Origin of the sequence: Sphingobium xanthum (genome assembly GCF_019737615.1) — a bacterium.
Classification (GTDB): domain Bacteria; phylum Pseudomonadota; class Alphaproteobacteria; order Sphingomonadales; family Sphingomonadaceae; genus Sphingobium; species Sphingobium xanthum.
This window is the reverse complement of record NZ_JAHKKS010000009.1, coordinates 48457-64692: the sequence shown is the minus strand read 5'-3', so window position 1 is coordinate 64692 and position 16236 is coordinate 48457. Positions and strand designations below refer to the sequence as shown.

The following is a 16236-nucleotide window of genomic DNA, read 5'->3' as shown; positions in this document are numbered from 1 at the left end:
GGCGCCCGTCCGCCGCATGACCCGGCTCGATGATCATTTTCTCGATTCGATGGTATCGCTTTCAATAATGGTACCGACACTGCGCCACCTCCAGCGCCTGCGCCTCACCCTTCCCGCTCACCCGATACACCAGCCGATGCTCGCCGGTGATCCGGCGCGACCACCAGCCTGAGAGATTGCCGCTGAGCGGCTCGGGCTTGCCAGTGCCGCGAAAGGGATCGCGCGTGCATTCCTTGAGCAGCGTGTTGATCCGCTCCAGCGTCTTGCGATCCTCGGCCTGCCAATGAAGATAGTCTTCCCAGGCGGTCGGCCAGAAGACGAGCTTCATCGTCAGCCTTTGGCCTCGATCAGATCATGTTCCTCGCCGTCACCGGCCTCCAGCCCGCGTACGGCCTCCAGCAGCCGCTCGGCATTTTTCGGCGAGGAAAGCAGATGCAGCGTCTCCTCGATCGACGCCCATTCGCTCGCTGAGATCAGCACCGCGCCCTCTCCGCGCTGCCGCGTAATGGCCAGCGGCGCGCGATCGGCGACGACCTTGTCGATCATCGCCTTCAGATTTTCGCGCGCTTCGGAATAGGAGACAGCCTGCATGGCGCCGATATGGACAATGTTCTGTCCAAAGTCAACATGCCGCCCGTTGTTATCCCACTTGCAACGCCTCCAAAACCCCCGGAAACCGGATCAGCTTCGGATAGGTTCCACCCACCTCCTCCGCCACGCCATGCGCGATCAACTCATTGATATTGTTCATCGCGCCGCCATAGGTCACTCCCAGCGCCTCAGCGAAATCCGTAATCGAACGCACCGGCCGCTCGAACGCCAGGTCGATGATCCGCAGCATCAGCGCGGAACGACGCGCCGTCTGGAAGCGCTCGCGATAGGCACGCTGAAGGTCCTGCAGCCGCTCGACCACCGCGATCGTCTCCGCCGCTGACTCCGCGACCGCTTCCAGGAAGAAGGCGATCCATTCTTCCCACGCGCCGTCGCGCGACACGGCATACATCAGGTCGATATAGCGGTCCTTGTGCCGCTCCAGATATGGGCTCATGTAGAGTAAAGGCTGCGGCAAAGTGCCATTGTCGATCAGCATAAGCGTGATCAGCATTCGCCCAACCCGGCCATTGCCATCGGCGAAGGGATGGATCGCCTCGAACTGGTAATGCGCAAGTGCGGCATCGATCAGCGGCGCCGGCCGATCCTCGCGATTGACAAATCCCATCAGCGTGTCGAGCGCGCGCGGTGTTTCATCCGGCGGTGCGGGGATGAAGCGTGCGCTGTCGATCCGTCCGCTTCCGCCTATCCAGTTCTGGTCGCGCTTCAGTTCGCCCGCCTCGATAGCCGCGCCGCGATTGCGCGCCACTCCCGTCAGTAACACGCGATGCGCCTCGCGGATCAACCGCGTTGAGATCGGTAATGCCGCCAGCCCGTCGATCGCGCCTTCTAGCGCACGAACATAGTTCAGCACTTCGCGATTATCGCCGCGTGTGGCGGCTTCGCCGGCACCTGCTTCGAACAGGAACAGGTCGGTCAGCGTCGTATAGGTGCCCTCCATGCTTGAGGAGGAAACAGCTTCACGCCGCTGCAATGGCCTGACGAGTAGTAACGGGTTGGGGATTGCCCGTCCGATGCCCTTCAGTTCACCGACCGCTTGGGTCGCTCTTGTCAGTTCCGGCAGAAACCGATCCAGCGCGAGCGCTCTCGGTGGCAGTGCGTCCGGCACGAATGCCTTGCGCCCGCCGATCGTTGGCATCAGCGTACCCGTCGCATTCCCGGAAAAGCCATTTCTATCCATTGCATCGAACTACAAAGTTCGCACCCCACTTTCAACGAAAAGGTGATTTCGTGAAAAGTGCGTGGCTCAGTTGCGATGATTGTACAAAGTGGCAGGCCATGGCCAATCCTCAAAAAGGCCCCTTCCAAAATAGGATTTCCTCTGGCCCACCCTGTCGGATGAGCAACCACACACCCCGCCAGGCCCTCGCGCCCGTCACCGACGCCCGCGATCCCGAAACCCCCGCGCCGCTGCCCGCCGCCATCGAAGAGGATGACGACGCGCCGCCGCCGCCCATCCCCTATGATCCCGCCGACTATCGCTGGGTCCCCGTCCGCCGCATCCCCCGCTCCGATGGCTGGACGGACGAGAAGCAGCGCCGCTTCATCGAGACGCTGGCCGATACCGGCCTCGTCAATGTCGCGGCGAAGGCGGTCGGCATGTCGCGGGAGAGCGCCTATCGCCTGCGCCGCGCCGGGCGTGGCGCCGCCTTCGCCCGCGCCTGGGATGCGGCGCGCCATCATGCCGGCGGCCTCATTGAGGACATCGCGTTCGAGCGCGCGATCGAGGGCACCGAGCAGGAAGTGCTGGACCGCGAGGGCAATGTGATCGCCACCCGGCTGGTCCACGACAATCGCCTGCTCAAATATCTGCTGAGCCATTTGAAGCCCGATCGCTATGGGGCCGGCCCCGCGTCCGCCGCCGGGCATCAGCCGGAGGCCGCGCCGCCCGCGCGCGAGATGCCCGCACTGGAAGAGAGCCTGCGCGCGATGGAGCCTGCCTTGCCCGCACCGCCCGAGCAGCTGCTGGATGCCGAAACCCTCGCGCATGAGCTGGAGATTGCCCAAGCCGCCGATGGCATCCTGCCGCACTTCCTGCGCGAGGAGCGCACGCTGAAGACCGACGCCCGGCTAGCGGCGCAGGAGGAGGCGGCGGCGCGCGATGCGCGGGGCGCGGCGGCTTGGGAGAAATACAAGGCGGGCGAGAGGGTCACTGACGAGGAATTCGCGGACCTGTGCTATCACATTGATCCCATAACCAATTCCCGCCCCCGCTGCCGCCGCCGACGATAGAAATGCTGATAGTGTGACCCTGGTGTGACCTTTGCCCGCGCGACCCATCCGCCGCCATTGAGCCCGATGCCCACATCATGCAAAACTGCGCCATCTGACCGATGGGGGGACGTGAGATATGCGGGACTTGGTCGACCCAGCAGCGCGGAAGGCCCGCTGATGCCGCTCCGCATCCTCCTCGCCCGCATCGTCGCGCTGATCCTGCTGCTCCCGGCCGGGCTGCTCTGCGTCAGCTTCCCCTTCGCCCGCTTCGCCCTGCCCGGCGGCGGGGACATCATCGCCGATACGCGCGCGGCCTTCGGCGCCGGAACGGACGGTGGCAAGCTCAAGGCCTACCATGTCGATTGCGTGCGCGAGCGCTCCGGCTCGAATTCCAGCCGCGGCATCGGCATCACCGAATATGGCTGCGTCATCGATCTGGCGGAGGAGCAGGAGAAACCGCCCCCGCCGCCCGAAAAGCCCAAAGCCAACCGCACCTTCGAAGAAGCAATGGCGGACCATAATAGCAGCATCGCCGCCGCCCTCGAGTCCGTCTCCGCGCACAGCAGGCGCATGGCGGGATCAAACCGCATCGAGCGCCAGCTCGCCACCAACCGCACCGGCCATCTCCCCGCCGTCCGCATCCTCTCCGCGCCGGGCGAGCAGCCGCGCCGCATCGGCCTCGTCTGGGGCTTTGGCGAACTGGCCTGGCGCTGGGGGCAATGGCTGGTCACCAGCCTCTTGTTCTTCGGTTTCGGCGGCGGCTGCCTGTTCGCGGTCTATATCGCGTGGAAGCGGCGGTGACCTCGGTCGAACTCGCCATCCGCACGCGCCGCGCCGCCTTCAATCGCGCCATCGCCGATGGCGACGCGCGAGCCATCGGGCCGATCCTCGCGCGCGATTGCGTCATGGTCACGGGCACGGACAGCGCCGTGATCGCCGGGCGCGCTGCCCAGGTGAAAGTCTGGCAGCGCGAGTTCGCCACGCCCGACCGGTTCATCTACACGCGCACGCCCGGCCTCATCACCGCCTCCCCGATCGAGCCGATCGCGCTCGAACAGGGCGAATGGCAGGGCAGCGATGCTGCCACCGGCGCGCTCGCCGCATCCGGCATCTATTCCGCCAAATGGCGCGAGGTCGCGGGCGAGTGGGTGATCGAGGCGGAAATCTTCGTCACGCTCGGCTGAGCGTTCGCGTAGGGAGGTAAGGAGCAGGCTCATGACCGACACGGCTGACGGCGCCCTCGTCTTCTATCACGGCACCCGCTCCGACCTGGCGCCGGGCGATCTCATCGCCGCCGGCTACAACAGCAATTACGGCCAGCAAAAGGCGGCGTCCTGGGTCTATTTCTCCGCCCTGCTGGAGGCCGCCATCTGGGGCGCCGAGCTGGCTTCAGGAGAGGGGCGCGAGCGGATCTACATCGTTCAGCCGACCGGCGACTATGTCGATGATCCCAATCTCACCGACAAGAAATTCCCCGGCAATCCGACCAGATCCTACCGCTCGCAGGCGCCACTGCGCGTCACCGGCGAGGTCGCGCAGTGGCAAGGGCACACGCCGGAGCAGCTCAGCATGATGAAAGACCATATCGCCCGGCTCAAGGAACAGGGCATCGAGGCGATCGACTGACCGATCGGCGATCATCGTGGAGGGCCGGCTTGACAGAAATACGGAAAGAACATATCATGAACACAAAAGGAGTTCAGCGATGCGGCTTCCGCTTTTTGAGATCGACCTTGACGCGCTGCCCACAGGGAACGCCATCGACTGGGCGCCGCGCGGCAATCCGCTCTCTCTGATGCTCAAGCTCTCGCCGGACGCCATGCCGGGCATCTGGAACCTCGACGAATGTGCAAGGCATCGCCCCGCCGGGCTGCTCCACACCACAATCCAGCCGGTCGGCGATCGCAGCTGGATTACCGATCGCGATATAGAGGCAACGAAGCGTATTCTCTCGCGCGTGCGCTATGCGCCGTTCCTCCTGCTGTTCGATCGGGTCGAGGGCGGCGAGACGATGACGCTCCGTGGCGGTAACCAGAATTGCGTGGCGCAGGATTTCCGGCTGGCGATCCTCGATGCGCTCTCATCGCATTACCGGTGGCTCCCCGGATACCGACTCGACCCGTACATGACGCTCGACGATCGCAGCCACGGCCGGCCCGGCCGCATGCTCGCGCAACCGATCGCCTGGTTCATCGAGGAGTTTGCGCTGGTCGAGAGCCGTCACGGCGGCACCTGCCATATCGAGCATGGCCGCTGGCGCTTGCGCGCGGATTGAGCGGGGCGCCGAAAGCATCACGAGCGATTTACCTGCCGGTCGCCGCGCGATAGTCTCACGCCGCAGGCTCAAGGGATTGGCCGGGCACCGGGGGACATATCATGAAGAAATCGACACGCGCACTGATCGGCATGGTCATGCTCGATCTGCTGATCCTGTGCATCGTCGGCTGGCTGGTGATGCAGGTGAAGGATGGCGCCTCGCTCACCGTCCCGCCACAGGAAGCCATCTCCACCATCACCAGCATCGGCGGCGGCGCGATCGGCATCATCACCGTCCTCCTGCTGCTCGCCTTCTTCCATCATCGCCGCAACGGCAACTGACGGCCGGAAAAAACAGCTGTCCTACTGCGCGACCTCTTGGCAGGCAGAGCGTGACACCGCACGGCCCGCAGGCCGACTCACGCGCAGGACATTTATTTTATGCCCCGACCCCCGAACTTTCCGAACCTTCGCAAGAATATTGCGCGGCGCGGCGCCCTTTTCCTGCCGCTCTTGATCGCCGCCTGCCATGCCGGCGGCACGAACGGCTCATCCATTCCCGGCGACCGCTCGGACACGCGGCCCTATGAAGGCGTCGCGCCGGGCGACACGCTGCGCTTCACCGGCACCGAGCCCTTCTGGGGCGGTGAAGTGAAAGGCGACCGCATGATCTACAAGAGCCCGGAACAGCCGGACGGCGAGACCGTCACCGTCGCCCGCTTCAACGGGCGCGGCGGCTTTTCCTACAGCGGCACGCTCGGCGGCGCGGTCTTCACGATGGCGATCACGCCGGGCACCTGCAGCGACGGTATGTCGGACCGCAGCTATCCCTTCGTCGCGACCCTCCAGCGCGGCCAGGAGATGCGCACCGGCTGCGCCTGGTCCGACGCACATCCGTTCAACGGCCGGCAGACGCCCTGAAGGCCACGCGCCACGACCACGCCCCCCGGAGCCGCCATCATGCCGGACACGATCGTCACCGCTCTCCTCTGGTTCGGACTGGTCTCGTGCGGACTGCTTGCATGGCTCTATTTCGCCTTTTCGCGCTTCATCATGACTGCGCTCGGCGCCCTTGAGCGCCCGGCCGGCACAGCGGCGATGAACGCGATCAACCCCCGCCATGATGCTGTTCGCGCTGGCCCTGATCGAGCGCGGCTGAGACGCTATGCTATCGAATGTCGGACAGGGCTGATTCCTCCAGGATGAGCTCGCCCTCATCCTCGCCTTCCCAATAATGCGCGCGCTCGCCGGTCACCTGGATGAGGACGAGGCCCGGCGTCTCGATGCCCTGCGGCCACCAGCGCTCCAATCCCTTGGTCCAGTGCGCCGCGAACTGCGCGCGGTCCCGAATGAGCTGCGCCTGGCCTTCGATGGCGATGAACAGGGGCCGCATGCCGAGCAACCCGGCCGAGCCCTGATAGGTCAGGCTCACCGCGCTCGATCGCTCGATATCGGCAACCATGCGCGTGCTGTCATCGGCGAAGAACCAGCTGTCGCCATCATATTCGACATCGCGATTGTTGCTCATCGGCCGCGCGGCGATCGCGCCGCCGTCCGTCTGGGTCGAGAGCATGGCAAAGTCGATTTCGCGCATCTTCCTGGCAAGTTCGGCAAGGGTCTTGGTCATGGTGCATCTCCTGCTGTGCCTCGATCGGTCTCGATCGTCTTGCCAAGGCAATGCGCGAGGAGAGCAATGGATGCGCGGGCTGCGACCGGCCGTGAATGACGGCGGCCCTGACGGAGGGATCGCGTGCGCGTCGCGAACAGCTTGCACGGCTGGTGGAGCCTGCATAACGTGGTGTCCAGAAGACGACTGGGGGGTCAAGTATCTGATGAAGCGCCTGCTGCTGCCGTTGCTTGCCGTGCTGGCGATGCCATCCGCATCGCATGCCAAGTGGATGGAGGCGTCGAGCGACCACTTCGTCATCTATGCCGACGACACGCCGTCCGAACTCCAGCAGTTCTCGCTGCAGCTCGAGCGCTTCCACGGCGCCATGGCGTTCCTGCTCCGCACCGGCAATGCAGTGCCGAGCCCCTCGAACCGTGTAACCGTCTTTGTCGTCCGGAGCGACCGCGCCGTCCGCAAGCTCGTCGGCGACGGGTCGCAGTTCGTCTACGCTGTTTATCTGCCACGGGCCGGCGGCTCGCTTGCCATCGTGCCGTCCGTCGATGCGACATCGGCCACTCCCAGCTTCTCGATGATCGCGCTGCTCCACGAATATGCGCACCATCTCCAGCTCTCCTCCGCGCTCTTCCCTTGGCCGCGCTGGTTTGTCGAGGGCTCAGCCGAGTTCTTCGCCTCAGCCAAGTTCGAGAAGGACGGCGCCGTCAGCCTCGGCATGCCGGCTGGTCACAGACTGAACGAACTGGCCTATGCGGCCGAGGTTTCGGCGACCGACTTGCTCGATCCCGAACAGTATGAGAAGCAGGAGCGGCGTGGCTATGACGCTTATTATGGTCGGGCATGGCTGCTCTACCACTACCTCACTTTCAGTAAGGAGCGGGCCGGCCAGTTCGCTCAATATTTGAAAGCTATGCAGGAAGGGAAGAGTTCGGGCGATGCGGCCCGGTCGACCTTCGGAGATCTCGCGAAGCTCGATAAGGATCTGGACAAATATATCAGTCAGAAGGCCATCATGTCATGGCGCGTGCCGCCGGCAGCGCTGCAACCGGGGCCGGTGGCGTTGCGGGAGCTCAGCGCCGGAGAGGCCGAGATGATGCCGATCCGCGTGCGCTCACGGCGCGGCGTTACGAAGAAACAGGCACTCGAATTGCTGCCCGAAGCGCGGGCGATCGCAGCGCGCCATCCGCAGGACGCGAGCGTACTCACCGCGCTGGCAGAGGCCGAGCATGACGCCGGTAACGACGATCAGGCGATCGCCGCCGCCGATGCGGCACTCGCGCTCGATCCCCGGCAGGTCAATGCTTACGTGCAGAAGGGCTACGCCCTGTTCCGCAAGGCCGAAGCGGCGACCGACAAGGCACAGGCCTATCGCGCTGCCCGCGCTCCGTTCCTCGCACTCAACAAGATCGAGAACGACCATCCACTGCCGCTCGTTTATTATTATCTCGCGTTCGGGAAACAGGGGTTACGGCCAAGCGAGATGGCCGTGAAGGCGCTGGACCGCGCCGTAGAGCTTGCCCCCTTTGACCTCGGGCTGCGCTTCATGCGGGCCTGGCAGGCGATCTCCGACAAGCAGGCCGACAAGGCGATCGCGAACCTGACGCCGCTCGCTTACAATCCGCACGGCGGCCAGAGCGCCGAGATGGCGCGCAAGCTGCTTAATCGCGTGAAATCGGGCGAACCGCTGAACTCGCTGGATCCCGCGGCACTGTCCGCCGAGATCGAGGCGGCCCAGGACGAGCCAAAGGGAGAACCCGAAGGCAAGGCCAAGGAAAAGGCGGATGGGGGCAAATGATGCGCAAGGCATCTTTCGCCGTCCTCATTTCATCCCCATCTTGCGCATCATGAGCACGACCGAGACAGCGACCCAGCCCAGCCTCTTCATCCCGCATGGCGGCGGCCCATGCTTCTTCATGCCGGATCCTGACGGCGTCTGGACCGGCATGGAGCAGTATCTGCGCACGCTGGTCGATCGGTTGCCTGAGCGCCCCAGGGCGTTGCTCATCATTTCCGGCCATTGGGAAACGCGCGGCGGCTTCGGCTTTACGGGCCATGAGCGCCCCGGCCTCATCTACGACTATTATAACTTCCCGCCGCACACCTATGAGTTGACCTATCCTGCGCCCGGCGCGCCTTGGCTGGCCGAGCGCGCGGCGGAACTGCTGCGCGGCGCGGGCCTCCCTGCCGGTATTGATCCCGAGCGCGGACTCGATCATGGCGTATTCGTACCCATGAAGGTCGCTTTCCCGGACGCCGACATTCCGCTGGTACAGATGTCGATCGAGGCAGGTTACGATCCCGCGCTGCATGTCCGCGCCGGCGAAGCGATCGCGCCGCTGCGCGATGAAGGTGTGCTCATCATCGGCTCCGGCATGAGCTTCCACAATCTGCGCGCCTTCCGCGATCCGCGCGCCGAGGCGCCCTCACGCCTGTTCGACCAGTGGCTGACGCAGGCCGCGCAGGCCGATGCCGCCAAGCGGGCCGATCTGCTCGCGCGTTGGGCCGAAGCGCCAGCCGCACGCATCTGCCATCCACAGGAAGATCATCTCATCCCGCTGATGGTCGCGGCCGGCGCCTCCGCCTCGCCGGGGCGTCATGACTATAATGAGCTGGTGATGGGCAGCGCTATCTCGGGCTACAGCTTCGCCTGATCGGCGCAAGCAAGCTGACAGGCGCAGGTGTCATGCCCGACTCGACTCACTCCGATGATGAGAACATAATAGGAACAAATCCCGAGTCGGAGATTCCCATGTCTGCTGCCGCCCTGCCGCATCCCGTCGTCCACCGCTTCTTCTTCGCGCTGAAGCCGGACGATATCACTGCCCGCCGTACCCATGCCTTTGCCGAAGCGGCGCTGGGGGCGCGTGGCTTGCTACGACCGGAGCGCCATCATGTGACGCTCGGCCTGACCGAGGACATGCCGACCATTCCGGGCGCCATCGTCGAACGACTGCTGCGTGTCGGGGCGGCAGTGAGCGCCGCGCCATTCGATCTCGTGCTCGATCGCATGTCGATCGGCTATGGCACGATCGTTCTGCGGCCGAGCCATGTCGTTCGGCCCTTGCACGCGCTCCAGTCGGGCATTGCCCGTGCCATGGCGGCCGAAGGGCTGGCGATGCGCGGCGGCTGGCGCTTCAACCCGCACGAGACGCTCTGCTATCGCAAGGCTGAAACGGCCGAAGAACGGGTGATCGAAGGCTTTCAATGGCAAGTGAAGGAGTTCCATCTCGTTCACAGCTATGTCGGCCTGCATCGGCACGAGACGATCGGCCGCTGGCCGCTGCAAGCGCTCGAAGACCCACAGGGCAGGCTGCTCTGAGGTCGTCCATAGGCGCTCCGGCGTGATACGCGGTCCCGCTATCGGAGCTTTTTTGGCTGCCTGCCCAATTCATCATACGAAATGTCGCCCGGCAGGCGCTTCCGGGGTGGACAGGCAGTGGCTTGCTGATCAAAAACCCGGGATATGACGACAGCCTGCGAGACAGCGGAGGGACATGCATGACCCGATCCGTCCGATCCCTGATGGTGTTCCCGGTTGCGGTGGTGGCTACCTTGGCCTCCGCTACGGCTGCGCACGCTCAGGTCCCGCCCAATGTCGAAGTGATGATCCGCGAGGCAGCGCGGATCGGCAATGCGCGCACCGTGGCCGCCGTCACGGAAGTCGCCAAGTCGTTGTACCCCGATCAGGCCGAGGAGATCGGCAAGCTTGGCGAGCAGATGATGGCCGGCACCGCGCCGGCCATCGTCCCTCCGCCACCGCGGATCGCACCGCCTGTCGAGGCCATGATTCGCGAGGCAGCGCGAGACGGTGACGCACAGATGCTGAAAGCCGTGCTCGCGCTTGCTAGAACGACCAATCCGCAGGACGCCGCAGCCATCGACGAACTCGGCGCTGTCCTGCTCGCCGCCGCGGCACCCCCGCCACCGATCTCGCCCGAAGCGGAAGCGATGATCCGCGAGGCCGGCCGCATCGGCGATGCGACCACGCTCGCCTCCGTGGTCAAGGTCGCCAAATCGAACCATCCTCGAGAGGAGAAGGCGATCGAGGAGTTGGGTGCGAAGCTGATGGGCGAGATCCAGACCAAGCAAAGCGAGGCTGCGGCCCGTGCCCGCGAAGCCGAGCGCGCCCGACTCGCCGCGCTCGGCGCCTTCGATGGATGGAGCGGCCAGGGCGAGGCAGGCATTGGCGTCACCACCGGCAACACCGATCAGGTGAGCGCGCTCGTCGGCCTCAAGCTTCGCAAGGAAGGCCTCAACGCGCGGCATAATTTTGCGGCAGTGGTCGATTATCAGCAGACGTCCGGCAAGCTCAGCCGCGAGCGCTATGCGCTCAATCACGGTCTCAACTATCTGCTCGGCGAAGGGCTTTACGTCTCTACGCTGCTCGGCTGGGAACGCGACAAGTTCGCGGGCTTTGCGCGCCGCTTCACCGAATCCGTCGGTATCGGCTATCGCGCCATCAGTCGCCCCGGCATGACGCTGGACATCGACGGCGGCCCTGCCCTGCGCCAGACGCTCTATACGAGCGGGCGCAGCGAGAACGAGTTCGGCGCCCGCGCTTCGCTCAGCTATCGCTGGACCCTGCGCGACGGCGTCACTTTCTCCGAGGATGCTTCGGTCGTCACCAGCGATGGCAGTACGACCCTCTTCTCCAACTCGGCGATCACAGCCAAGTTCTCGGAGGTCATTTCCGGCAAGCTGTCCTTCAACATACAGAGCGAGACCGATCCGCTGCCCGGCCGCGAGAGCACCGACACGGCAACGCGCGCATCGATCGTCTATAGTTTCTAGGCCTCGGCTCAGGCCTTGCCGGGCGCCCAGCCTTCCGCGGCCAGCACGAAGCCGGCAAAGTCGAAACCCGGTGCGACGATGCAGGAGACCAGCGCCCACCCCCGGTCGGCTTCGGCCGCCTGCCAGTGATACGGCGGGATCACATGTTGCGGGGCCTCCCCGGCCAGAACGTCGCCGCCCAGCCGCAGCGCGCTGACCGGCCCGTCATCCCCCGGTGCGCTGGAGAGCAGCAGCGAACTGCCGGCATGCCAGAGCCAGATCTCGGCGGCATCGACCGTGTGCCAGTGCGATGCCTGTCCCTGCTCCAGCAGGAAATGGATCGCCGTCGCCTGCGCTCGCTCGCCCGGCACCGAATCGGCTCGCCATGTTTCACGATACCAGCCGCCTTCGGGATGCGGCTGGAGCTGAAGGCGCGCGATCAGCGCCCGGGCCTGTGGGTCGGTCATGGAATCTTTTCCACCAGGATCCATGCCCAGATCGCGATCGTCATGAGCCCTCCGATAAAGCTGGCGAACACGGCGCGGCGCAGCGCCCGCTCCTGCACGTCTATCGAGGCGATGAATGCGCTGAACAGTCGCTGGCGCAGCGCCTCGGCTGTGTCGAGCTCGCCAGGATCGATTTCCTCGCCGACCAACAGCGCCCAGAGGCATGCCGCACTCGAAATGACGAAGGGCACAATGCCGATCAGGCTGACAATCACCTCGACCGGCTGGCTGGCCGCGTCGAGGCTCAGCGGCGCGCCGGGCGAGGCCGAGACAGGATGCGTACCGATCGTCGCCATCAATGCATTGAAGGCGAGCAGGGCGCCCAGCCTGACTGAAAGGTCGAGATCGCGATTTTCGAGAAATTCCAGATCTGCGATGAAATCCGGATCGGCGGGCGTGCCGCGCATAGTCTGGAAAGCGCGCAAGCGCGTGCGCATCGAGCGAAGGGAGCGAAGCCGCGCCATACCGCATGGCTAGGGGCAAGCGCAGCACCAATCAAGCCGCAGCACCATTTCGGCTTCGTGGACGCGCCCGCCGTGCTAGCGGATGTCCCATGACCCAGCTCTATCGTCTCGACGCGACGGCCGCGCAGATCGCGCAGGCGTTCGGCGCCGATCCAGGGCGCGACCCGTGGGACGGCGGCTATGCGACGCCGGGCAAGTTCGCGCCGGTCGTTGTCACCGGACGCGACGGCGGGCGGCGGCTGGTGCCGCGGCTCTGGGGCGTGCCACCACCGCCCGGCGCCGCGCTGGCCGGTGGCGCGCCGGTCGCGCATGTCCGCAATGTCGAGAGCCCGTTCTGGATCGGCAATCTGCGCCACACGCAGTTCCGCTGCCTCGTGCCGGTCACCTCCTTCCAGCTCTGGCCGCAGCAGAGCGATCCGCGCACGGGCAAGCGCGTCGCGCGCCACTTCTCGCTCGCCGCCTCGCCCATCTTCGCGCTCGCCGGCCTTTGGCGGGACAGCGAGGTGCAGAGCTTCGCGCTGCTGACCTGCGAGCCCAATCGCCTCGTCGCCGCGACCAATCCGCGCACCATGCCGGTCATCCTCCATGCCGAGGATCATGGGCGCTGGCTGCGCGCCGACTGGAAGGACGCCCGGCGCCTCGTTGCGCCCTTCCCGTCGCAGCTCATGCAGGTGGGTGGCGGCAACGGCTTTGCGCTGAATCAATGACCGTCCCGACCGATCGGCTTAGCCGATGGACGGTCGATCCCGGAATTTTTCCGTTTGTGTTGCATACAAATTTACGGCAGTCTGGACTCGCTCGCTGCACGGGGAAGCCCGGCGCGCCCGCTACGGAGAGGCACATATGGCAAAGATCATCGGCGGTTTCGCCGTCTCGCATACTCCCACCATCGCTTTCGCGCATGACGCGAAGAAGTTCGACGATCCGGTCTGGGCGCCGATTTTCAGGGGGTTCGAGCCGGTCAAGGAATGGCTGGCGCGCGAGAAGCCGGACGTGATCTTCTACGTCTACAACGACCATATGACCTCCTTCTTCACGCATTATTCCCACTTCGCGCTCGGCGTCGGCGAGGAATATGAGCCGGCGGACGAAGGCGGCGGCCAGCGCGATCTGCCCGCGATCAAGGGCGACCCGGAGCTGGCCCAGCATATCGCAAACTGCCTCGTCGCCGACGAGTTCGACCTTGCCTATTGGCAGGGCATGGGCCTCGATCATGGCGCCTTCTCGCCGCTCTCGGTGCTGTTCGAGCATGAGGCGGGCTGGCCGGTGAAGATCGTGCCGCTCCAGTGCGGCGTGCTCCAGCAGCCCATCCCCAAGGCCAAGCGCTTCTGGGACTTCGGCAAGTCGCTGCGCCGCGCGATCCAATCCTATCCCAAGGACATCAAGGTGGTGATCGCCGGCACCGGTGGCCTCTCGCACCAGGTCCATGGCGAAGGCTGCGGCTTCAACAATCCCGAATGGGACGAGCAGTTCATGGAGTTGCTCACCAACGATCCGGAATCGCTGACCGACAAGACCGTGGTCGAGCTGGCCAAGCTCGGCGGCTGGGAAGGCGCGGAAGTCGTCATGTGGCTGCTGATGCGCGGCGCGCTCAGCCCCAAGGTCAACAAGCTGCACCAGAGCTATTTCCTGCCCTCGATGACCGCCATCGCAACGATGCTGTTCGAGGATCAGGGCGATGCCACGCCGCCGGCCGAAAGCGACGAGGCCCTGCGCGAGCGCTCGGTGCGCGAGCTCAAGGGCGCCGAGGAACTGGCCGGCACGTACCCCTTCACGATCGACCGCGCGGTGAAAGCGTTCCGGATCAACCACTTCCTGCACAATCTCATCGAGCCGGCGTTCCGCGCGCGCTTCGTCGAGGATCAGGAAGGCCTGTTCGCGGACAGCGACCTCACCGACGAGGAGAAGGAGCTGATCCGCAGCAAGAACTGGATCGGCATGATCCACTATGGCGTCATCTTCTTCATGCTCGAGAAGATGGCCGCCGTGCTCGGCATCGGGAATATCGACGTCTACGCCGCCTTCAAGGGCTTGTCGGTTCCCGATTTCCAGAAGACTCGCAATGCGGCGATCACCTATTCGGTGGCCGGCAAGAAGTAGTCGCGACGAGGAGAGAGAGTCGTGACAGCAGCAGGCGGGACGGGGTTCAGGCCCCGTCCCGCCTGTTTTCGTTTGTGCTGATGCGGCCGGCAACGCGCTCCACGACCGAAATGCCATTTTGACTTTCTCCAAAGCAGAGCGCACCATTCGCGCGCACGGCAAAGGCCGGCGGATCTTGGAGAGAGAGGATCGCGATGGCCTATCGCACGCATGTCGGCGCGCTCGATTCCTATGAGAAGGGCGTGATCGAGCTCGACGACGACCTGCGCAAATATGCGTTTTCCAACATTTTCGAAGTGGCGGGCGCGGCGGCGCCGTTCGAGCGCGTCGCGGTCGTGCAGAATCTCGATTATGTGGCCGAAGTGATGCGGGTCGAGGGAGACTCGCCCTGGTTCGCGGCGCCGCATGACGAGTTCGCGACGGTGATGGACGGCGAGGTCGTCTTCCATTTCGTCAAGCTGGAGGACGGCCAGAAGCCCGGCCATGAGGGCGGCGCGGCCCAGCTCGGCGCCAAGCCCAATGGCGCGGTCATGGGCAAGGTCACTGCCCGGCGTGGCCATCAGGTGCTGCTGCCCGAGGGGGCTGCCTATCAGCTTGTCTCGGCCAAGCCCGCCGTGGCGCTTATCCAGACCGTCGATGGACCGGTGACGGTCAAGCGCTGGTCCGACATCTGCACGTTGGCCTGAGGGAGGGATCGATGGACGTATTGGACAAGGGCATCGAGAAACTCGGTACGGATCCCGACACCGGCTATGCGAGCTTCCGACTCGGCAGCTTCACGTTCCGCCGCGACGAATATTTCGCGCATGTGAGCTGGCCCAAGGGCAGCCAGATCATCGAGATCGACCGCTTCCTGCGCGCCATGGTGCGCGACATCGGCTGGGGCTTCTTCTACGGCTGGATCTTCTTCGACGACATCTTCGGCACCACCAATCATTACGGCACGGTGGACATCTTCGCCGGCTCCTATGACCGGGGCTGCAAGGATGCGGGCATCGACCTGCTCGAAACTTTCCCGGCCGAGACGGTCGCGCATGCCTTCGAGACGATCTCGCGCGACTGGATCAGCGAGGGCTATGACCCGCTCAACGCGCCGCTCGAAACCGGATCGCCAATCGGCCCGAAGGGCAAGGAGCGCACCGATCCGCTGCTGCGCGCCTTCATCGCCGCCGATCGCATGCTTGGCCTGGAGGATGACAAGGCCGTGCGCTCGGACGCGACCGGCCACCCGATCAACCGCGCCTTCGCGGACATGGCGTTCGACGCGCCGGAGATCGAGTGCGAACCGGGCTTCGAGGGACAGCTCCACGCGATCAATCTCTTCGATCATATCGCCCGATCGGACGTCACCTGGAACCCGTCGATCAGCGCCGTCACTCGCGCCAATATCTGCTGCGTGACCTCCGAGGAACATATGCTCCCGGTGATCCACGGCAATGACCGCAACGAGTGGTTCATCCAGCTCAGCGACGAGATTCACTGGAACATCGCCGACAAGAACACCGGCGCCCCGCGCGGCCGCGTGGTCATGAAGGCGGGCGACGTCTGCGCCATGCCGGCCGACATCCGCCATCAGGGCTTCGCGCCCAAGCGCGCGATGCTGATGGTGATGGAAAACGGCACGCCGGGCCTCGAAACCCGCTATGCCTCGGGCGAGCTCAAGCCCTATCCGGTCGATTTCAGCTGAAGG

General features: G+C 64.9%; 22 protein-coding genes. 16 read left to right on the top strand and 6 right to left on the bottom strand.

Features of this window, described 5'->3' with window-relative positions; genetic code table 11:
- Positions 1-61: 61 nt before the first annotated feature.
- From KM135_RS14655 to KM135_RS14645, 3 genes are read right to left on the bottom strand one after another with little or no spacing between them, the layout of a single operon-like run.
- Positions 62-328 (bottom strand): Txe/YoeB family addiction module toxin, encoded by a 267-nt coding sequence (locus KM135_RS14655; protein WP_221714775.1) that lies wholly within the window; start codon positions 326-328, stop codon positions 62-64.
- Positions 329-330: 2 nt separating this feature from the next.
- On the bottom strand, positions 331-591 hold the full coding sequence (locus KM135_RS14650; RefSeq protein WP_221714774.1) for a type II toxin-antitoxin system Phd/YefM family antitoxin: 261 nt from the start codon (positions 589-591) through the stop codon (positions 331-333).
- Between the two features lie 49 nt (positions 592-640).
- Positions 641-1720 (bottom strand): Fic family protein, encoded by a 1080-nt coding sequence (locus KM135_RS14645; protein WP_221714773.1) that lies wholly within the window; start codon positions 1718-1720, stop codon positions 641-643.
- 230 nt (positions 1721-1950) lie between these two features.
- Between KM135_RS14645 and KM135_RS14640 the strand changes: the two genes are divergently transcribed.
- From KM135_RS14640 to KM135_RS14605, 8 genes are all read left to right on the top strand, one after another.
- Positions 1951-2844 (top strand): hypothetical protein, encoded by an 894-nt coding sequence (locus KM135_RS14640; RefSeq protein ID WP_221714772.1) that lies wholly within the window; start codon positions 1951-1953, stop codon positions 2842-2844.
- Positions 2845-3003: 159 nt separating this feature from the next.
- Positions 3004-3627: a hypothetical protein gene (locus KM135_RS14635; RefSeq protein WP_221714771.1), complete on the top strand. Its 624-nt coding sequence runs from the start codon at positions 3004-3006 to the stop codon at positions 3625-3627.
- A complete protein-coding gene (locus KM135_RS14630) occupies positions 3624-4010 on the top strand; it encodes a DUF4440 domain-containing protein (protein ID WP_343228204.1) in 387 nt (128 codons plus the stop codon). Before KM135_RS14635 ends, KM135_RS14630 begins: the two co-directional genes overlap by 4 nt.
- A 31-nt stretch (positions 4011-4041) precedes the next feature.
- Entirely contained in the window at positions 4042-4452 is a 411-nt protein-coding gene (arr, locus tag KM135_RS14625) for an NAD(+)--rifampin ADP-ribosyltransferase (protein ID WP_221714769.1), read from the top strand.
- A gap of 79 nt (positions 4453-4531) precedes the next feature.
- On the top strand, positions 4532-5101 hold the full coding sequence (locus tag KM135_RS14620; protein ID WP_221714768.1) for a hypothetical protein: 570 nt from the start codon (positions 4532-4534) through the stop codon (positions 5099-5101).
- Positions 5102-5202: 101 nt separating this feature from the next.
- Positions 5203-5424 carry a hypothetical protein gene (locus KM135_RS14615; protein WP_221714767.1) on the top strand — a complete coding sequence of 74 codons (222 nt, stop codon included), beginning with the start codon at positions 5203-5205 and terminating at the stop codon, positions 5422-5424.
- 99 nt (positions 5425-5523) lie between these two features.
- Positions 5524-6003, top strand: coding sequence for a COG3650 family protein (locus KM135_RS14610; protein ID WP_246606150.1), 480 nt, complete (start codon positions 5524-5526; stop codon positions 6001-6003).
- A gap of 39 nt (positions 6004-6042) precedes the next feature.
- Complete coding sequence (locus KM135_RS14605) at positions 6043-6288, top strand: anthrone oxygenase family protein (RefSeq protein WP_221714766.1); 246 nt, start codon at positions 6043-6045, stop codon at positions 6286-6288.
- Here KM135_RS14605 and KM135_RS14600 read toward each other — a convergent pair.
- Positions 6251-6709, bottom strand: coding sequence for a pyridoxamine 5'-phosphate oxidase family protein (locus tag KM135_RS14600; protein ID WP_221714765.1), 459 nt, complete (start codon positions 6707-6709; stop codon positions 6251-6253). The genes KM135_RS14605 and KM135_RS14600 overlap by 38 nt on opposite strands.
- 205 nt (positions 6710-6914) lie before the next feature.
- On the opposite strand from KM135_RS14600, the gene KM135_RS14595 reads away from it, so the two are divergent.
- From KM135_RS14595 to KM135_RS14580, 4 genes are all read left to right on the top strand, one after another.
- On the top strand, positions 6915-8501 hold the full coding sequence (locus KM135_RS14595; protein WP_221714764.1) for a DUF1570 domain-containing protein: 1587 nt from the start codon (positions 6915-6917) through the stop codon (positions 8499-8501).
- Positions 8502-8550: 49 nt separating this feature from the next.
- On the top strand, positions 8551-9357 hold the full coding sequence (locus KM135_RS14590) for a DODA-type extradiol aromatic ring-opening family dioxygenase (protein ID WP_221714763.1): 807 nt from the start codon (positions 8551-8553) through the stop codon (positions 9355-9357).
- Between the two features lie 98 nt (positions 9358-9455).
- Complete coding sequence (locus tag KM135_RS14585) at positions 9456-10025, top strand: 2'-5' RNA ligase family protein (RefSeq protein WP_221714762.1); 570 nt, start codon at positions 9456-9458, stop codon at positions 10023-10025.
- 179 nt (positions 10026-10204) lie between these two features.
- Positions 10205-11497, top strand: a complete 1293-nt coding sequence (locus tag KM135_RS14580; protein WP_221714761.1) for a DUF481 domain-containing protein — start codon at positions 10205-10207, stop codon at positions 11495-11497.
- 8 nt (positions 11498-11505) lie between these two features.
- Here KM135_RS14580 and KM135_RS14575 read toward each other — a convergent pair whose 3' ends face one another.
- Positions 11506-11943: a cupin domain-containing protein gene (locus tag KM135_RS14575; protein WP_221714760.1), complete on the bottom strand. Its 438-nt coding sequence runs from the start codon at positions 11941-11943 to the stop codon at positions 11506-11508.
- Entirely contained in the window at positions 11940-12446 is a 507-nt protein-coding gene (locus KM135_RS14570) for a hypothetical protein (protein ID WP_221714759.1), read from the bottom strand. The genes KM135_RS14575 and KM135_RS14570 overlap by 4 nt, the downstream gene beginning before the upstream one ends.
- An 89-nt stretch (positions 12447-12535) precedes the next feature.
- Between KM135_RS14570 and KM135_RS14565 the strand changes: the two genes are divergently transcribed.
- The 4 genes from KM135_RS14565 (at position 12536) to KM135_RS14550 (ending at position 16233) form a co-directional block, all read left to right on the top strand.
- Positions 12536-13153 (top strand): SOS response-associated peptidase family protein, encoded by a 618-nt coding sequence (locus KM135_RS14565; protein WP_221714758.1) that lies wholly within the window; start codon positions 12536-12538, stop codon positions 13151-13153.
- Between the two features lie 136 nt (positions 13154-13289).
- The gene (locus KM135_RS14560; protein ID WP_221714757.1) at positions 13290-14546 is read left to right on the top strand and encodes a gallate dioxygenase; all 1257 of its coding nucleotides are present in this window, start codon (positions 13290-13292) and stop codon (positions 14544-14546) included.
- 194 nt (positions 14547-14740) lie between these two features.
- On the top strand, positions 14741-15232 hold the full coding sequence (locus KM135_RS14555; RefSeq protein ID WP_221714756.1) for a cupin domain-containing protein: 492 nt from the start codon (positions 14741-14743) through the stop codon (positions 15230-15232).
- Positions 15233-15243: 11 nt separating this feature from the next.
- Positions 15244-16233, top strand: coding sequence for a hydroxyquinol 1,2-dioxygenase (locus KM135_RS14550; protein ID WP_221714755.1), 990 nt, complete (start codon positions 15244-15246; stop codon positions 16231-16233).
- Positions 16234-16236: the final 3 nt, after the last annotated feature.